At 60.9% G+C, this 15,713-nt stretch carries 13 protein-coding genes, 1 tRNA gene and 1 pseudogene; 7 read left to right on the top strand and 8 right to left on the bottom strand.

All coding sequences use genetic code 11. The features are described 5' to 3' along the window. Positions 1 to 761: 761 nt before the first annotated feature. Positions 762 to 1,961 carry an MFS transporter gene (locus BM438_RS42665; protein WP_093647264.1) on the bottom strand — a complete coding sequence of 400 codons (1,200 nt, stop codon included), beginning with the start codon at positions 1,959 to 1,961 and terminating at the stop codon, positions 762 to 764. A 180-nt stretch (positions 1,962 to 2,141) separates the two neighbouring features. On the opposite strand from BM438_RS42665, the gene BM438_RS42660 reads away from it, so the two are divergent. Next, a complete protein-coding gene (locus BM438_RS42660; protein ID WP_093647268.1) occupies positions 2,142 to 2,627 on the top strand; it encodes a DUF2569 domain-containing protein in 486 nt (161 codons plus the stop codon). Between the two features lie 18 nt (positions 2,628 to 2,645). On the opposite strand, the gene BM438_RS42655 is transcribed toward BM438_RS42660, so the two are convergent. From BM438_RS42655 to BM438_RS42630, 6 genes are all read right to left on the bottom strand, one after another. Continuing rightward, complete coding sequence (locus BM438_RS42655; RefSeq protein ID WP_093647262.1) at positions 2,646 to 3,473, bottom strand: phosphodiesterase; 828 nt, start codon at positions 3,471 to 3,473, stop codon at positions 2,646 to 2,648. A 46-nt stretch (positions 3,474 to 3,519) separates the two neighbouring features. Beyond that, complete coding sequence (locus BM438_RS42650) at positions 3,520 to 4,566, bottom strand: ABC transporter ATP-binding protein (RefSeq protein ID WP_093647260.1); 1,047 nt, start codon at positions 4,564 to 4,566, stop codon at positions 3,520 to 3,522. Further along, positions 4,563 to 5,477 (bottom strand): ABC transporter permease, encoded by a 915-nt coding sequence (locus BM438_RS42645; protein ID WP_093647266.1) that lies wholly within the window; start codon positions 5,475 to 5,477, stop codon positions 4,563 to 4,565. The genes BM438_RS42650 and BM438_RS42645 overlap by 4 nt, the downstream gene beginning before the upstream one ends. A 32-nt stretch (positions 5,478 to 5,509) precedes the next feature. Beyond that, a complete protein-coding gene (locus tag BM438_RS42640) occupies positions 5,510 to 6,334 on the bottom strand; it encodes an ABC transporter permease (RefSeq protein WP_093647257.1) in 825 nt (274 codons plus the stop codon). Further along, positions 6,331 to 7,410 carry an ABC transporter substrate-binding protein gene (locus BM438_RS42635; protein WP_093647255.1) on the bottom strand — a complete coding sequence of 360 codons (1,080 nt, stop codon included), beginning with the start codon at positions 7,408 to 7,410 and terminating at the stop codon, positions 6,331 to 6,333. Before BM438_RS42635 ends, BM438_RS42640 begins: the two co-directional genes overlap by 4 nt. A gap of 81 nt (positions 7,411 to 7,491) precedes the next feature. Beyond that, positions 7,492 to 8,532: a LacI family DNA-binding transcriptional regulator gene (locus tag BM438_RS42630; RefSeq protein ID WP_093647253.1), complete on the bottom strand. Its 1,041-nt coding sequence runs from the start codon at positions 8,530 to 8,532 to the stop codon at positions 7,492 to 7,494. A 182-nt stretch (positions 8,533 to 8,714) separates the two neighbouring features. Here BM438_RS42630 and BM438_RS42625 point away from each other — a divergent pair. The 5 genes from BM438_RS42625 to BM438_RS42610 all read left to right on the top strand — a co-directional run bounded on the left by BM438_RS42625 (position 8,715) and on the right by BM438_RS42610 (position 11,468). Beyond that, positions 8,715 to 8,799 (top strand) — tRNA-Leu (locus BM438_RS42625). 184 nt (positions 8,800 to 8,983) lie between these two features. Further along, positions 8,984 to 10,201, top strand: a complete 1,218-nt coding sequence (locus BM438_RS42620) for a tyrosine-type recombinase/integrase (protein ID WP_093647250.1) — start codon at positions 8,984 to 8,986, stop codon at positions 10,199 to 10,201. Between the two features lie 285 nt (positions 10,202 to 10,486). After that, entirely contained in the window at positions 10,487 to 10,864 is a 378-nt protein-coding gene (tnpA, locus tag BM438_RS46580; RefSeq protein WP_244179602.1) for an IS66 family insertion sequence element accessory protein TnpA, read from the top strand. Continuing rightward, complete coding sequence (locus BM438_RS46575; RefSeq protein ID WP_244179601.1) at positions 10,774 to 10,962, top strand: transposase domain-containing protein; 189 nt, start codon at positions 10,774 to 10,776, stop codon at positions 10,960 to 10,962. Before tnpA ends, BM438_RS46575 begins: the two co-directional genes overlap by 91 nt. A gap of 14 nt (positions 10,963 to 10,976) precedes the next feature. Then, positions 10,977 to 11,468 carry a hypothetical protein gene (locus BM438_RS42610; protein ID WP_093647246.1) on the top strand — a complete coding sequence of 164 codons (492 nt, stop codon included), beginning with the start codon at positions 10,977 to 10,979 and terminating at the stop codon, positions 11,466 to 11,468. Between the two features lie 331 nt (positions 11,469 to 11,799). On the opposite strand, the gene BM438_RS42605 is transcribed toward BM438_RS42610, so the two are convergent. After that, positions 11,800 to 13,950 carry a hypothetical protein gene (locus tag BM438_RS42605; RefSeq protein ID WP_093647243.1) on the bottom strand — a complete coding sequence of 717 codons (2,151 nt, stop codon included), beginning with the start codon at positions 13,948 to 13,950 and terminating at the stop codon, positions 11,800 to 11,802. Positions 13,951 to 14,418: 468 nt separating this feature from the next. On the opposite strand from BM438_RS42605, the pseudogene BM438_RS42600 reads away from it, so the two are divergent. Further along, positions 14,419 to 15,699, top strand: a pseudogene (locus BM438_RS42600) (MFS transporter). The last annotated feature ends 14 nt before the right edge of the window (positions 15,700 to 15,713 follow it).

Below are 15,713 nucleotides of genomic sequence, written 5' to 3'. Positions count from 1 at the left end.
CCTTGAATTCTTCGGGTATGTTCCGTCTGCTCATTTCTCACCTCGTTTGGAGAATTATCCCCTTTAGAGGTGTCCATAGTCATTGGACCACTACACACTTACTTTCTTTGCCGCCGCAAAGAAAGTAAGCAAAGAAAGCGGCTAGAAGCCCCTGCTAAGCGGGCACCGTGGTCTGCTGCGGGTAGTGGTGCGACTGGAATCCGTGCTCTCCCACGTTCCGCGTTAGTGACAAAGGACTCATCAGCTCCCACTCCGCACTACGTGCGTCGCGGACGGGTCTGCAGGGGAAACCATGGGCTTCGGTTTTGGTTTGTGGGGGCCGTCGGCTTCGCCTCGGCGAGGCGCCTCTGCACTCGCGCCGGAAACCCGATGGCGAGGCGCGAACGTGAAAACGCAGCGATCGGTTTTATGAATGGCTCTTCGGCGCGCGCAGCGCCGCCGGAAGTATGATGCCCTTGTCACAAGCCTAAGCAGCGGCACGAGCACAGATTCCAGATGCACCACTACCCTGTGTGGGCTGCGGGACCCGCTTAGCAGGGGCTTCTAGCCGCTTTCTTTGCTTATCTTTCTTTGCGGCGGCAAAGAAAGTAAGTGCCGCCCCGCACAGGGGCAACACTAATAGACCACTAACAATGCAAGGAAAGGCACCAAAGCCAGAACAAGGAAAGGCACCAAACCCAGAACAAGGCACCAAACCCAGAACAAGAAAAGCCCAAAACCCTAAGAACACAAACAAAAAGCGCCGCGCAGGCAAAAAAACCTTAACCCTGAACCCCGGCTGGAAGCCTCAAATGATTCCAAGCCGCCAGCCCGGCAAAAACCATCCCCGCAACACTAACCCCGACCCACCCAAAGGTCGGCCAAACCGCAGCGCCGACCCCCGACCCGACAGCACCGCCAATAAAATAAGCCACCATATAAACCGTATTCACGCGACTCCGCGCCTCAGGCTTCAACGCATAAATCCGCGATTGATTGGAAATCTGCGCAGCCTGCACACCAATATCAAGGACGATCACGCCAATCACCAACCCGGCAATACTCTTCGCCGACAAGGCAAAAACAACAAACGACACAGCCACCAGCGCGATCGACATCGTGATAATGGCTCGCGGTCCGCGTCGATCGGAAAACTTGCCGGCGAGCGGCGCGGCCATTGCCCCCGCCGCACCGACAATACCGAACAGGCCGGCCGCCTGCGGCCCGAGGTGAAACGGTGCGCCCGCCAGCAACAAGGCCAGCACCGACCAGAAGATGCTGAAAGCGGCGAACATCGCGGCACCCGTTAGCGAGGCCTCACGCAGCGCGCGATGCTCGACGACCAGATGCCACATCGAAACCAGCAGCTTGCCGTAGGGGAGCGTTGAAGTCGGCTTGCTCTTCGGCAAGCGCAAGATGATCACGACGGCCAGCACCAGCAACGCGACCACCGAAGCGAAGAATACCGTGCGCCACCCGAAATACTCGGCGATCAGGCCCGCCGCGGTCCGCGCCAGCAGAATGCCGAGCAGCAGGCCGCTCATCACCGTGCCGACGGCTTGTCCCCGCTGCGCGGGCGGCGCGAGTTCGGCGGCGAAGGGCACAGCCTGTTGCGCGATGGTGGCGAGCACACCGATGGCGAGGCTCGCCGCGATCAACACGGGCAAGTTCTGCGCCGCAGCCGCGATCACGAGCGTGACGCACATGCCGGCAGTCTGCAGCAGGATCAGGCGGCGCCGATCGAAGCGGTCGCCGAGCGGCGCCAGCAACAGCATCCCGGCTGCGTAGCCGAGCTGCGTCACGGCAGGCACCACGCCGACCCACGATGCGCTATTCGGAAACGACTGGCGGAAATTGTCTAGCAGCGGCTGGTTGTAATAGATGTTTGCGACTGCCACACCGGCAATCGTCGCGAGCAGAAGCAGCAAGCCGCGCAACGACCGGTCGGCGGAAGCGGGAGTGGAGGCGTCGGATGTGGACATGAGAGGGGGCGATCGATGGACCGGCCCATGCGCGGTCCTCAAGCGTGCCGATCATACCGGAGCAGGGAGGATCGTGCTGACGGCCCAACATGCGCTCCCTCGCAGACAAAATGAGATGGTCGTTCGGTTTTCGTTCGTAGAATCGGCGCGCGCAACGCGATCCATTACGTGACCGATCTCATGAACACACCCTCGATACTCGAACCTCGACGCATCAGCGGCTGGCTGCTCCTCGCCTTGATCTCCCTCGCTGCATGGGCGCTTTCAACCGCATTCGCCTTGCGCGATCCGCTCAAGCTGATGCTCGAATGGGAGCTGCTGGCGGTATTCGTGCGCCCTGAAACGCACGGCTGGTATCGCACCGTGATCGCGATGGTGGGCTGCGACGTGATCATCGGGATGTTCATCGTCACCGGCGCAGGCTGGCTGGCGCTGCTCGTGCGGTGCAATTCGGCGCGTTTTCCGTTGCAGGTGCAGGCGTGGCTGTTGGCCATCCTCGTCATGCGAACCATCGCCTACCTGCTCGGCGATCACATGACCCACACCATTGGCGTCGCCATTGCCATTCCGTTCGACGGCTTCATTCAGGCCGTCGTCGCTGCCGCGCTCGGGATACCGTATTTCAGGCTGTCCCGGCGCGTCCGGCAAACTTTTGTTGCGCTCTGAACCGGTGAGGCGAAACCCTCAATCGATCAACTCGCCTTCAGGTTCGTAAAAAGGATACGGACCATCGGCTTTATCAACATATGCATGATGCGTGACGACGCCCGTCGCCGGATCGTAGCGATGCAGTGCATACGCAGGCGGCTCCATCACGAATGCGGAGGGCGCATCCTCGCGTAGATCGAGCCCGACCTGATGCGCGGGCGCCGGCACCGCGGACGCAATCGTGCCGCCAAAACGCACGAACATCGGCCGATGCACATGGCCGCAGATCACCCGTTCCACGTTCGGATAACGCGCGATCAACGCGGCGAGCTTGTCGGCGGCAGCGGGATCGAGCCGCAATTCATCCATATGCCCGATTCCGCAGACGAACGGCGGATGATGCAACGCGACCACCGTCGGCTTGCCTTGCGCCGCATCGAGCTGCGTCTCGAGCCAGTCGAGACGCGCGTCGCATAGATTGCCGGCGCTTTCGCCCGGCACCATCGAATCGAGCGCGATCACGCGCAGCGGTCCGACATCGACCGCGTAGTGCACGAACTCGCCACCACTACGCAATTCGGCCCGATCGGGAAACGCCGCGCGCAACGCAGCCCGTTCGTCGTGATTGCCCACCATCAGGAAGTAGGGGATCTCGAGCGGCGCAAGCAACGTCTTGAGGTGTTCGTACTGTTCCGGATCGCCCTGATCGACGAGGTCGCCGGTCATGATTACGGCGTCAGGACGCGGCTCCAGCGCATTGAGCGCGGCGACAGTGCGCACGAGATAGGCGCCGGTATCGACGCGGCGGTAAGCCAGCGCGCCGGGCCGTTTGATATGGAGGTCGCTAATTTGAGCCAGCAGCATGGGGATGTCCTTCTTTATGGCGCGCTAGAAACGCAGCGCTGTGTCATTACGATAGCGCAATCAGCGCGTCCTGCGCGATTGAAATCCCGACCGGCGTGCCGCGCGCGAGTTCGACGCGGCCCGCGACATCGATCAGTAGCGCGTCCGGTGCGGCGCCACCGATCGTCAAACGGGTGCGCTCGCCGAGAAACGCCGTGCTTTCGATGTTGCCGCGCAATTGGGCGGTGGCCGGGTCGGCGAGATACGCGTCTTCGGGGCGGAAGAAAAATTCGTGTGCCGTGCTAGCGTGCCCGGCGCTTGACGGCAGCGGTACAGCGCCGCCGGTTGTCGCCAACAGACCATCACGCCGTTCACCAGCCAGCCGGTTGATGGTGCCGACGAACTGCGCGACCGTGCGGTTCGCCGGACGATAGTAGATGTCGCGCGGCGAGCCGATCTGCTCGATGCGCCCGGCGCTCATCACGACGATGCGGTCGCCGAGCTCCATCGCTTCGGCCTGATCGTGAGTCACGTAGACGGTCGTGATGCCCAGCTCGCGCAGCAACGTATTCATCTCGCTGCGCAAGGTGTCGCGCAAACGCGCGTCGAGCGCTGTGAGCGGTTCATCGAGCAGCAGCACGCGGGGTTGCACGGCGAGTGCGCGCGCCAATGCTACGCGCTGGCGCTGGCCGCCGGAGAGCTGATCGATCGGTTTGTCCGCGTGCGCGGTGAGACGCATCATTGCGAGCAATTCGTCGACGCGTTGCCGTGCGGTTTCAGCCGGCACGCGTTTGATCTTCAGACCGTAGCCGATGTTGCCGCGCACGGTCAGGTTCGGAAACAGCGCATAGCTCTGGAACACCATGCCGACCTGGCGTTTTTCGATCGGCAGGGCGGTGACGTCTTCGTCGCCGAACGCGATGCAGCCGCCGGCGTCAGGTGTCTCGAGGCCCGCGATCATGCGCAGCGTGGTGGTCTTGCCGCAACCGGACGGGCCGAGCAGCACCAGCGTCTCGCCGGCGCCGATGTGCAGATCGAGCGGTTCGAGCACACGCGTGCCGCGAAAAGTTTTCGCGCACTGTGTGAGCGTGATGGGAACGGAGTCGAGTTTCATGGCGTGGACGTCGGTGTAGGCTTGGAACGGGAGGCAGCGCTGCGTTGTTTGCCCGCGCTGCGCTGGCCGGTCGCATCGACGCCGAGCCATTGCATCGCGACGAGCAGCGGCATCGTCATGATGAAAAACAGAATCGTGTAGGCGCTGCCGATTTCGATGCGTAACGACGCATAGGTGTCGGCGAGACCGACCGGCAGCGTTTTGGTATCGGGCGTATGCAGCATCCACGTGAGATTGAATTCGCCGATCGAGAGCGTAAGCACCGCCAACGCACCGGCGACGATTCCCGGTCGCGCATTCGGCAAGACGATCGTGACGAAGCGTTGAAAGAAGCTCGCGCCGAGGCTCGCCGCGCCTTCTTCGAGTGTGCGCAGATCGCTGCTCGCGCACACGGCCGCAACCGCGCGCACCATGAACGGCAGCGTGAACACCACGTGTCCGACGACGATAAACGCGACGCTCATGCGAAACATCGTGAAGCCGCCGTAGACCACCAGCAGCGCTAGCGCGGAAGCGAGACCGGGCAGGGCGATCGGCAGCACCAGAAATTCTTCGATGATGCGTGAGAGCCGTGTCTTGCTGCGCGCTAGTACGTAGCCGGCGGGCACGCCGGTCAGCAGTGTGATCAGCAAGGTCATCGCCGCCACTTCGAGCGAGAGAAATACGGAGCTGTGATACTGCGTCCACACTTCACCGAGCCAGCGCAGCGTGAGTCCGCTCGATACGCCTTTGAAGTAGTTGACCGTGAGGCCGGCCATGATCGACATCACGACCGGCACGATCAGAAAGGCGCATAGCAACAGCGTAACGAACCACTGTCCGGCTGCGAGCCACGTGCGTGATGTGAGCAACCTGCGGCGCCGCGCGCGCGGTTTTGCGGGCTGCTTGATTGGAGCACTGATGGAGTTCATCGAAGTTTTGTCATCGGGTTTGGGCACGCCGCTCATGCGCTTGCCGCGACAGCCGAACCGCTCACGCTGCGGGCGAACGCCAGCACGGCCCATGTGACGATGCCGAGCACGATCGAGAGGCCCGCGGCCGTCACCATGTTCGCGTTCAGTGTGAACTCGGTGTAGATGGTCATCGGCAATACGTCGATGTCGGTGGCCAGGGTGAAGGCGGTGCCGAAGGCGCCCATCGCGGTCGCGAAACATACCGCGCCGGCTGCGATCAAGCCCGGCGACAACGCGGGCAACACGATATCGCGCGTAATACGCCATGGCGATGCGCCGAGCGAACGCGCGGCCTCTTCGAGCGAGGCATCGAGCTTGGTCGCCGATGCCATCACGGTGACGATCACGCGGGGAATCGAGAAGTACAGATAGCCGAGAAAGAGCCCGCTCATCGAGTAAGCGAACACCCAGCGATCGCCTGTGAGTTTCAGCGATAACGCACCGATCAAACCTTGACGTCCCGCCAGCATAATCACCATGAAGCCGACCACGACGCCTGGGAATGCCAATGGAAACGTCAGCAGCGCGAGCAGCGTGCGCTTGAGCGGAAACTCACGGCGCGCCAGCAGCAAACCGGCGATCACGGAAAGCACAAGCGTCGTCGCCGTGACCGCTGCGGACAACATCACCGTCGCGCCGAGGCTCGACATGTAGCGCGGATTCGTCAGCATCGCGCGATAAGTCGCGAATGCGTGGCCGTCGCCGCTGATCTGTGCGAGCGCGCCCATCGGCAGCAGCCAGAACGCGATGAAAACCGCCAGCGCCGGCGCGATCAAAGCGATGCGCCAGCGCAGCGGGAACGTGACGTCGTTCAATGCATCACCTGTAGATAACGCTCGCCGAAGCTCGACTGCTTCTCGGCCATTTTGCCGAAGTCGACCGGTTTGGCGCGGGCATAGTCGCTTGCGGGCAGGAATTTGGCGGCGGTTTCCGGGCTCATTGCGTTTGCGCGTACTGGACGCAGATAGGCGTCGGCCCACAGTTTCTGGCCTTCGTCAGACAGCACGAAATCGAGCACCTTCTTGCCGTTCGCTTCATGCGGCGCGCCCTTCACGAGACTCATCACGTACGGTACCGAGATCGTGCCTTCCTTCGGAATCACGAATTCGACGTTGGCGTGATCCTTGTACTTCGCGCGGTAGGCGTCGAAGTCGTAGTCGAGCAGGATCGGAATTTCGCCGGACATCACGCGCGCATAGGCGGTCTGCTTCGGCACGATCGGCGCGTTGGCCTTCAGCTTGCGGAACCAGTCGAGGCCTGGCTCGAAGTTATCGAGCGTGCCGCCGAGCGCCTGATTTACCGCGACTGCGCCCGCATAGCCGACAAACGCGCTCGACGGATCGAGGTAACCGATCATGCCTTTGTACTCAGGCTTCAGAAGGTCGGCCCACGAACGCGGGACCGGTTTGCCTTCCAGCGCGTCCTTGTTGACAAAAAAGCCCAGTGTGCCCGAGTGGATCGTGAACCAGTAGCCTTGCGGGTCCTTCATGTTGGCTGGAATGTCGTCCCAGTGCGCCGGCTTGTACGGCTGGATGACGCCTTTGTCTTTCGCCTGGAACGCCGACGAAACGCCGAGATAGACCACGTCCGCAACCGGGCTCTTCTGCTCGGCCATCAGTTGCGCAATCGATTGACCGGAGTTCTTGTTGTCGAACGGCACGCGGATGCCGGTCTTTTGCTGGATCGCCTTGATCTGGCTCGCCCAGTCGGCCCATTCGGGCGGGCAGTTGTAGCAGATCGCGGTTTCATCGGCGTGGGCTGCTTGCGGTGCAAGGGCGGCGAGCGCGGCCGTGACGATCATGCCTGCTGACAGCGCGGTGGCCGTAGTGCGGGCGAGACGATGCCAGAGTGGCTTGATGGAAGAAGCAAAGCGTGTTGAAGAGCGGATCACTACGGGTCTCCTGGAGAGGAAGAGAGCGGGTGGTTCGGGGTTCGAATTGGATGTTTATGCAAGCGACTATGCGAACGGCCTCTAGGTCGCAGCGGACGTTTCTGTGCGGTTCGAAATCGCCGCGATGGTGGCACCTTCGCGCAAGCTGTGTGGCAAGGTCAGCTTGGGCGACGTTGCCTCATGCGTTTCGTCGGTGCCGGTTACGCGAGCTAGCAAACGCCGCCAGGCGGCGCAGCCGATCTCGCGATTTGGCGCGCAGACGCTTGCCAGCGGTGGCGACAGCAATTCGCCCATGGCGAGTCCGTCGAAGCCGAGAATCGACATGTCGTGCGGAATCTGCAGACGCGCGCGGCGCAGGCCGCGCATCACGACCATGGCGAGCAAATCGTTGCTGCAGAAGAGGGCGGTCGGGCGGTTCGGGCCGTTGGTCAGATGCGCGAGCACGGACGGCGCGAGTTCGTCCGCGTTGAAATCGACTTCGAGCGCGGGCGCAGGGGTGAGGCCGGCCTGCTGCATCGCCTGCGCGTAGCCGAGATGCCGCTGGCGGGCGCGGTCCGAAGCGGCGAGCGTGCCTGCGAGCATCAGGATGCGGCGATGGCCGTGCGCGATCAGCATGCGTACGCCATCGAACGCGGCGAGGCGGTTGTCGACCGAGACGGACGGACGCCGCACGGTGTCGTTATGCATCAGCACGTAGAGCAGACCGGAGCGGTCTAGGTCGTCGAGCAGCGGATGCGTGTCGGCATCGGCGACGGTCAGGATCAGGCCTTCCACGCGATGTTCGCGCAGCGTTTCGATGGCGTGGCGTTCGCGGTCGGCATCGTACTGGGTGGTCATCAGCATGAGCCGGTAGCCTTGCGCCGCGGCGAGTTCGTCGATGCCTTGCAGGCATTCGGCGAACACGGGGTTGGCGAGCGTCGGCAGGATCACGCCGATCAGGCGCGTGCGCTCGCCGCGCAGCTGCCGGCCGAGCGGGCTGGGGCGGAAGTTAAGGGCGTCGATGGATTGACGCACCTTATCGAGCGTGATCGGGTTCACGGTATGCGGCGCGTTGATCGCGCGCGAGACCGTGGCGATGGAGAAGCCCGCGTGGGCGGCGACGTCTTTGATCGTTGGGATCATGATTTCCGCGCGTGATGTAAACGTTTTCGTCAGCGGATTATCAGGAACGTTTGTGACTTGCGGATGACTCCAATTTTTATGCCTGGCGGGCGAGGGTGGGGATGGGGCGCGGCTGGATTGCGCCGGTTTGGTGTGCCCGCCGGGCAATGGTAGAATTCGCGTCCAGCGTGGTTCTGACCCCTGCCGGGGTGATGAAATTGGTAAACATAGCGGACTTAAAATCCGCCGCCTAACGGCTTGTCGGTTCGAGTCCGGTCCCCGGCACCAGGAAGTATTCCACCCGATTCCTGGAAATTCCTTGAACCCTCGATGCAGCAATGCTTCGAGGGTTTTTTGTTTCTGGGAGAATCCGCAGAGTTCCGTTGACATCTGGGGGCATGTGGGGGCATCTTAGGGGGTATGTTGGCGTGAAAACCGACGTCGTTGCAAAAAATACCCCCAGGAGTTCCTCATGCCCCTGACCGACATTGCTGTGCGTCGCGCAGCCCCTCGCGAGAGGGCCTATCGCGTGACTGACGGTGGCGGGATGTATCTGGAGATTGCGCCGTCGGGAGGGAAATACTGGCGCCTCAAATACCGATTCGGTGGTAGAGAAAGACTCTTGGCGCTGGGCGTCTACCCTGACGTATCGCTCGCAGCGGCGCGCAAGAAACGAAGTGCGGCGCGTGAACAACTGGCGGCCGGGATCGACCCGAGCGACGTCAAAAAGGCTGATAAGCGTGCCGCAAGGCTCAACGCCAACAATTCATTCGAGGCCGTAGCCCGCGACTGGCTGGAGGAGCGCAAATCGGTCGTGCAGATTGGTCAGCATGAAAAGACACTCGCCCGTCTGCAAAACGACGTATTCCCGTGGTTGGGCAAGCGACCCATCACCGAGATCGACGCGCCCGAGATTCTGGTGGTGCTCAAGCGGATCGATAGTAGGGGCGCTCGATATTCAGCGCACCGGGTGCGCAGTGAAATCAGCCGTGTTTTCCGATATGCGATCAAGGAAGGCAAGGCAAAGAACGATCCGGCAAAAGACCTGATTGGAGCGATTCCGCCTCCCATAGAAAAGCACTTTGCTGCGCTCACCGAACCCGCGAAGGTGGCGGAGATGCTCAGGGCCTTCGATGGCTTCTCGGGGACGTTTCCCGTGCTCTGCGCGCTCAAGCTCGCGCCGATGCTGTTCGTGCGGCCAGGCGAACTTCGTCAGGCTGAGTGGGCGCAATTCGACCTGGATAAGGGGGAGTGGCGCTATCTTGTGACAAAGACGCGGACTCAGCATCTGGTGCCGCTTGCAACCCAGGCCGTGGCTCTCCTGCGGGAGTTACAAGCACTGACCGGCAAGGGGCGGTTTGTTTTTCCCGGCGCTCGTTCGACGTTGCGTCCAATGAGCGAAGCGGCGATCAATGCCGCACTTAGACGACTGGGTTATGACACACGAACGGAAATTACCGGTCACGGTTTTCGCGCGATGGCCCGTACCATCCTGCACGAGGAACTTGAGCAGAAACCAGAGGTGATCGAGCACCAACTCGCACATGCAGTGCCGGATAATCTTGGTTCGGCATATAACCGGACCAAGTTCATCAGGGAGCGCCGGGTGATGATGCAGTTGTGGGCAGACTATCTAGACAAGCTGAAGGCGGGCGCGCAGATCATTCGGATTGGTGGCGTGGCAGGCTGAGTTGGAATCTGAGCGTCCGCTGCGGAGATACTTCGACCGGCTGCCGAGGGGCGAGCTGAGCAGATTGTCATCCGGCTCTGTGTGGCCACAAAACGCCGTTCACATGCGTCGTCGGTCGGACGTTCAGGCGTCGGCTCCGCCCCGTAAGCGGCCATACGATTGTCAAAGACGAACGCTCCTTCGTCGGCCGCTACAGCCGATCGAACGTATCTGTCAGCGCATCCCGTCTTGAATGCACGTGAGCGCGGTGCGAAGGTGATGCCATCGTAACGACGGAGCAATGCGATGGACGACGCAACGGGAGAGGCCGTACCGACGGGCGCGCGACGCCCCCGGCAAGGCGAAGCATTCTGGCGCGAGATGGTCATCGCGTGGACCACAAGCGGACTGGGCCTTCGACGTTTCTGTCGTGAGCAGGGGCTCGCCGTCAGTACCTTCGGCCTGTGGCGCAAGAAGCTCTCGAGCGAGCCACGTGCAGAGCCGCACCCGCTCGCGGTCACACCAGACGCGGCATTTATCGTTTCCCATCCGGACGCCGCAATGCTCTCGAGCGTCAAATTCGCCCTATCGCCCTGGGGAGAGCCAATTGGACATTCGCGGGCTCGCCGCGTGGCGCCAGGGCCGCCGCCACGATGTACTCGCTACTCGGCACGGCTCGGCTGAACGCCTTTGAGCCTTATGCATGGCTCAAGGACACACTTGAGAAGTTGCCGTCGTATCCTGTCAACCGCGTGCACGAACTGTTGCCGCTCGCCCGTTAAACGCCTACACATTCATGGACATTCTCGACTCGCTTCGGCAGGCGCCCAGCGCCGAGTTGTATCGCCTCTATCTCGCCATCGGCAAAATGCTGGACGACCCGCGACGTATTCTCGAAGTACGTCAACGCCTGCACCTGGGAATGGAGGTCAGTTATATCGGGGGCGATCCGCTCGCACCACCTTCGCACGGAACGGTGGTGGAGTTGAGGCAAACCCAGGCGGTGATTCAGGACAACCAGAGCCGTCAGCGTTGGTCGGTGCTCTACGCGGCGGTTATCCCTGACACTGCGAGCGGCCCAACCCACACGCCTGCGTCGCCGCCACCGCGAGCTCAGCGAGAGGAATTCTTCATCGGCGACACCGTCGGCTTCACCGACAAACATCTGAGCGAGCGGGTCGGTATCATCGTCCGCCTCAACGCAAAAACCGCGTCCATCGCTGTTAATGATTCGGAAGGTCATTGGCGGGTCTCTTACGCTCTGTTGCGGAAGATCGTCGACATCTAACCGCGCGGCACCGTCAACACGGGTTCCGCTGACGGATACGATCGAACCGTTCGGACCGCTGACCGCTTTCGAGTAACGAACAGTCCCTCTTCGAGCTTTGGGTTGGCCGGATCGCATCCAAAGCCAGTCGACGGACATCAAAATTTCAGACCGACTTCGATGAATCGCATACGTAATGATTTACTAACAGACACAGCACGCCCTTTCGGGGGGCAGCTAACGTGCACACCAGATTACACATCACGAGAGTTCGACCATGGGAAGCTTTTCAGCTCATAGACTTCCTTGCGAGGCAACGCCGGCCCTTAAAAGGCCGGCGCACTTCATAGGATCAATTCGAACCGGCGTACTTCAGTGTCCAGCTGAACGTACGACTAGTTCCCGCGTTGAGTGCGAAGGGGCGTGTCGTACAGGCAAAGTTCGAATGCAGCTGCCCGATCGGAGTGGTCGACAACGGATTGGTTACCCCGGCCGCCATTTCGAAGTTAGACAGGGCGCAACTGTCAAAACCCATCGTGCCATAGCTGGTCGCATTACTATTAGCGTACTTAACCGAGAATCCATCGCTATTCGCTGTGGTGTTCGGGAAATCCGCAAAGGACGTGAAGTCCGTCTCGACCGCGATGGCGCCGGTCAACGTCCCAGAACTCAGCGTATCGGTTCGCGTCAGTGTGCCTTGACCAAACGTTAGAACCGTGTGGACCTGCAGGTCGATATCCGTGGCATAGGTCGCATTCTTAACGGCCTGCCGGAACTTGGTCGTGTCGAAAGAGACGACCACTTGGCCGTTGTTTTCCTGAACATTCAGGTTCTTATAATACGTGACCGGAATGTAGGTTTTCCCGTTATAGGAAACTTGCGGAATCAGCAACGCATAGCCCAGATCCGTTGTGCCATAAATCAGGTTGTCGGAGAACGGCGTCGGGTAATAGGGCGTGTACGAATTGTAGTCGGGTGCCTGGCTCAGATTCAGATTGATGACCCGCTTGCCGTCGCGCACGGTGATGAGCGCGGCGCTATACGGATGCGCGGTATCGGTGGGCAAGTTGTACCAGGTGAGCGTGTGATGCGGTTTTGTATTCAGCCACGCTTGCAGGTCGGAATCAGACATCGGCGCTTTGCCGTTGAAACCGAGCTTGTCCCACCACGCGTTCACATACATGTACTGGTGCAGCAGGCTGAAGTTCTCGCCCATCACGCGGGGCTTGCCGCGATACGCGTCGGTGCCGCGGCCCTTGACCCACATGTTCACGGATGGAGTCGGCAAGGTCGGGTCGTACCAGAACGTGTCGAAACGATAGGCCGCCTTGTAGATGAACGAATAGGCCACCTCCATCTCCTGAGCGGACAGTACGCCAGCATTTGCCGCAGCAGTCAGGATTTCCATAAAGGCGGAGTCCCCGTACGGCCCGATGGACCTGCCATAGTTGAAACCCTGGCCATCTGCGTTGAGCTGCGGAAGAATGAGGTCGACTGACTTGCGCAGATAGGATTTCAATTCGGGCGTGAGATTCGCCTCATTGCCCATTTCGAAAGTTCGTTCAACGACTTCGCCAATTAGCAACGTGCTGTACCGATCGAAGCGTGCCTGATCATAATAGGTCGTATGGGTGTTCGAGGCCTCGTCGGAAAAACCGCCAGACGAGTCTTTCCGAATGTGATTCGTGAGCGTGTACAGAAGCGCGTCCCGCGCACCCATCGATGCCACAGCCGGGTCAGTGGCGGAAGAGAAAGTCGGATTGCTCCACCCCAGTTTTTGTCTCAGCCCCGCAATACCGTAAGAAACCGCATAGTAGTTTTGAGCGGTATTAAGCGATGCAACGTCGATCGGCGTACCTGTGGCGGGGCACGTATTCTTCGAGCCGCTTGCATCTGCGCCAAACATATCGCAGAAGGTCAGGCGATTTTGAAGTGTAGCGAGCATTGCGTCGCTGAAGACCTCGTTGAGCATGCCGTGCGCTTTGAAATTATTGAGCGCAACGAGGTAGTAATACTCGCCCCAGGATGTATTCGCGTACGTGTAATTGGCGCCGCTTGTCTGCGTCATCATCGCGGTTGTTATCTTTTGATACGTCGCGAGGTAATCCGCGTATTTCGGATCCCCTTTCGCTTTCATGTCGATCAATATGTACGACAGGCCGAGCGCCAGTTTGCCTGGGAGAAATTTATCGCCCGTATTGGTATCGAGTACATGGACCGGGCTGCCGTCGCCCAGATCCATCACCACCTGTGTGAAATCAGGCGCTTTCTTGATGAGATCAAAGAGCGCCCTCATCTGCCCCATCATGGTTATGGACACGCCTGCTCCTGACGGGACGCTCGTATCCGTCGCTCCATAAACGATTCCGTGAAGAGACACGGTGGACGCAGAAGAAACTGGATTTTTCGGACCATCATTCAGGCCGCCTCCGCAGGCACTGACGAGAAGGAACGTCAGTGTACTGGCCGCAAAAATAACGGATGATCTTCTTGACGAATGCATTTTTGTCTCCTGATTGTAAGTGGATCGATGCTGAAACAAGCAATTTCACAAGCGTGTTCGGCTGTTCGTTAGGCACTGGCTCGACGGAAGCCAGTAAAAACCCCAGGGAAAATCCGCTCGCCGTCGTTTCAATCTGTTCGCGCCGACACGACCGACCCGGGTCCCGCCAGTCCGCCTGATCTCCGCGCCGTCTCGACCTGCCGAGAGGCCGCGACGCATGAGAACGAAAACGATTAACCATACTTCTGGGTTAGATGGTCCCACCATTGAATCGCAGTGCGCAAGACTAGGTAAAATAAGGACTAGACAGAGAGTCTCAATGCTTCTATTCTAGAAAAACGTTTTCCTAAATTGACGTGCCCGTGACGTAACGCACCTGCTGCGGCGCGCGTAGCGACCCTCGGCGCTCCCCGCCTTCAATGACACATAGCGCGACGCGACGAGCGCCGCCGCGCAACGGAGACTCACATGCAAACCGCCGTTATCAGACTCGCCCGCACCGCCGCCAGCCGTTACCGCTGGACGGTCTGCGCGCTGCTTTTCTTCGCCACCGTAATCAACTACATGGACCGCCAGATTCTCGGTCTGCTCGCGCCGGTGCTGCAGCACGACATTGGCTGGACCCAGGTGCAGTACGGCCGCATCGTGATCGCCTTCTCGGCGTTCTACGCGGTCGGCCTTCTGTGCTTCGGCCGGATCGTCGACTGGCTGGGCACGCGCATTTCATACGCGCTTGCAATGCTGATCTGGAGCGCGGCTGCGGTGTTGCATGCGGCGGTCGGCTCGGTCGCCGGCTTTGCCATAGTTCGTGCGCTGCTTGGCATCGGCGAGGGCGGTAACTTCCCGGCCGCCATCAAGACGACGGCAGAATGGTTCCCGCGGCGCGAGCGTGCGCTTGCGACCGGCATCTTCAACTCTGGCGCGAATATCGGCGCAGTGTTCGCGCCCGCAATCATCCCGCCGCTTGCGCTGGCGTTCGGCTGGCGTGCGGCGTTCGTGATCATTGGGGCGATGGGCCTCGTCTGGCTGGCCGTATGGCTCGCGCTCTACCGGTCCGCAGACACGAGTTAGGTGGAGGGCGGACAGGACGAGGTCGAGGCGCTCGATGCCGTCAACGTGAACGCCCGCGCGCCGGGCTGGGGCGCGTTGATCAGAAAGCGCGAGACGTGGGCGTTCCTGATCGGCAAGTTCCTGACTGACCCGGTGTGGTGGTTCTATCTGTTCTGGCTACCGAAGTGGCTTAACGAGTCGCGCGGCATGGACATGCAGCACATCGGCCTGCCGCTCGTCTGCATCTATGCGATGACGACCGTCGGCAGCATCGGCGGCGGCTGGCTCTCTTCGGCGCTCTTGCGTTCCGGATGGAGCGTGAACGCCGCGCGCAAGACAGCGATGCTGATCTGCGCGTGCTGCGTGCTGCCGATCGCGTTCGTCTCACAAGTCGATAATCTTTGGGGTGCCGTCGCGATCGTCGGACTGGCCGCAGCCGCACATCAAGGCTGGTCCGCGAATCTTTTCACCACGGCGTCCGATCTCTTTCCGAAGCGCGCGCTGGGCGCGGTTGTGGGGATCGGTGGGATGGCGGGCTCGATCGGCGCGGTGCTGTTCTCGGAAGTGATCGGACAGGTCCTGCAACGCACGGGCCACTACTGGGTACTGTTCGCGATCGGCGCGCTCGCCTATCTCGTCGCGCTTGCCGTCATGCAGATGCTGACGCCGCGCATGACGCCCGCGAAGCTCGACGCGTGAAAGCACGAGGCGCG

It is taken from the genome of Paraburkholderia aspalathi, from assembly GCF_900116445.1.
GTDB classification, from domain to species: domain Bacteria; phylum Pseudomonadota; class Gammaproteobacteria; order Burkholderiales; family Burkholderiaceae; genus Paraburkholderia; species Paraburkholderia aspalathi.
Note: the sequence above shows the minus strand (reverse complement) of the source record. Positions and strands in the feature narration are given on the sequence as shown.

Coding starts and splice junctions, on each gene's coding strand:
- BM438_RS42610 (WP_093647246.1), top strand. CDS start 10,977: ATGGACATTCTCGACTCGCTTCGGCAGGCGCCCAGCGCCGAGTTGTAT.
- BM438_RS42620 (WP_093647250.1), top strand. CDS start 8,984: ATGCCCCTGACCGACATTGCTGTGCGTCGCGCAGCCCCTCGCGAGAGG.
- BM438_RS42605 (WP_093647243.1), bottom strand. CDS start 13,950: ATGCATTCGTCAAGAAGATCATCCGTTATTTTTGCGGCCAGTACACTG.
- BM438_RS42650 (WP_093647260.1), bottom strand. CDS start 4,566: ATGAAACTCGACTCCGTTCCCATCACGCTCACACAGTGCGCGAAAACT.
- BM438_RS42665 (WP_093647264.1), bottom strand. CDS start 1,961: ATGTCCACATCCGACGCCTCCACTCCCGCTTCCGCCGACCGGTCGTTG.
- BM438_RS42660 (WP_093647268.1), top strand. CDS start 2,142: ATGAACACACCCTCGATACTCGAACCTCGACGCATCAGCGGCTGGCTG.
- tnpA (WP_244179602.1), top strand. CDS start 10,487: ATGGACGACGCAACGGGAGAGGCCGTACCGACGGGCGCGCGACGCCCC.
- BM438_RS42630 (WP_093647253.1), bottom strand. CDS start 8,532: ATGATCCCAACGATCAAAGACGTCGCCGCCCACGCGGGCTTCTCCATC.
- BM438_RS42645 (WP_093647266.1), bottom strand. CDS start 5,477: ATGAACTCCATCAGTGCTCCAATCAAGCAGCCCGCAAAACCGCGCGCG.
- BM438_RS42655 (WP_093647262.1), bottom strand. CDS start 3,473: ATGCTGCTGGCTCAAATTAGCGACCTCCATATCAAACGGCCCGGCGCG.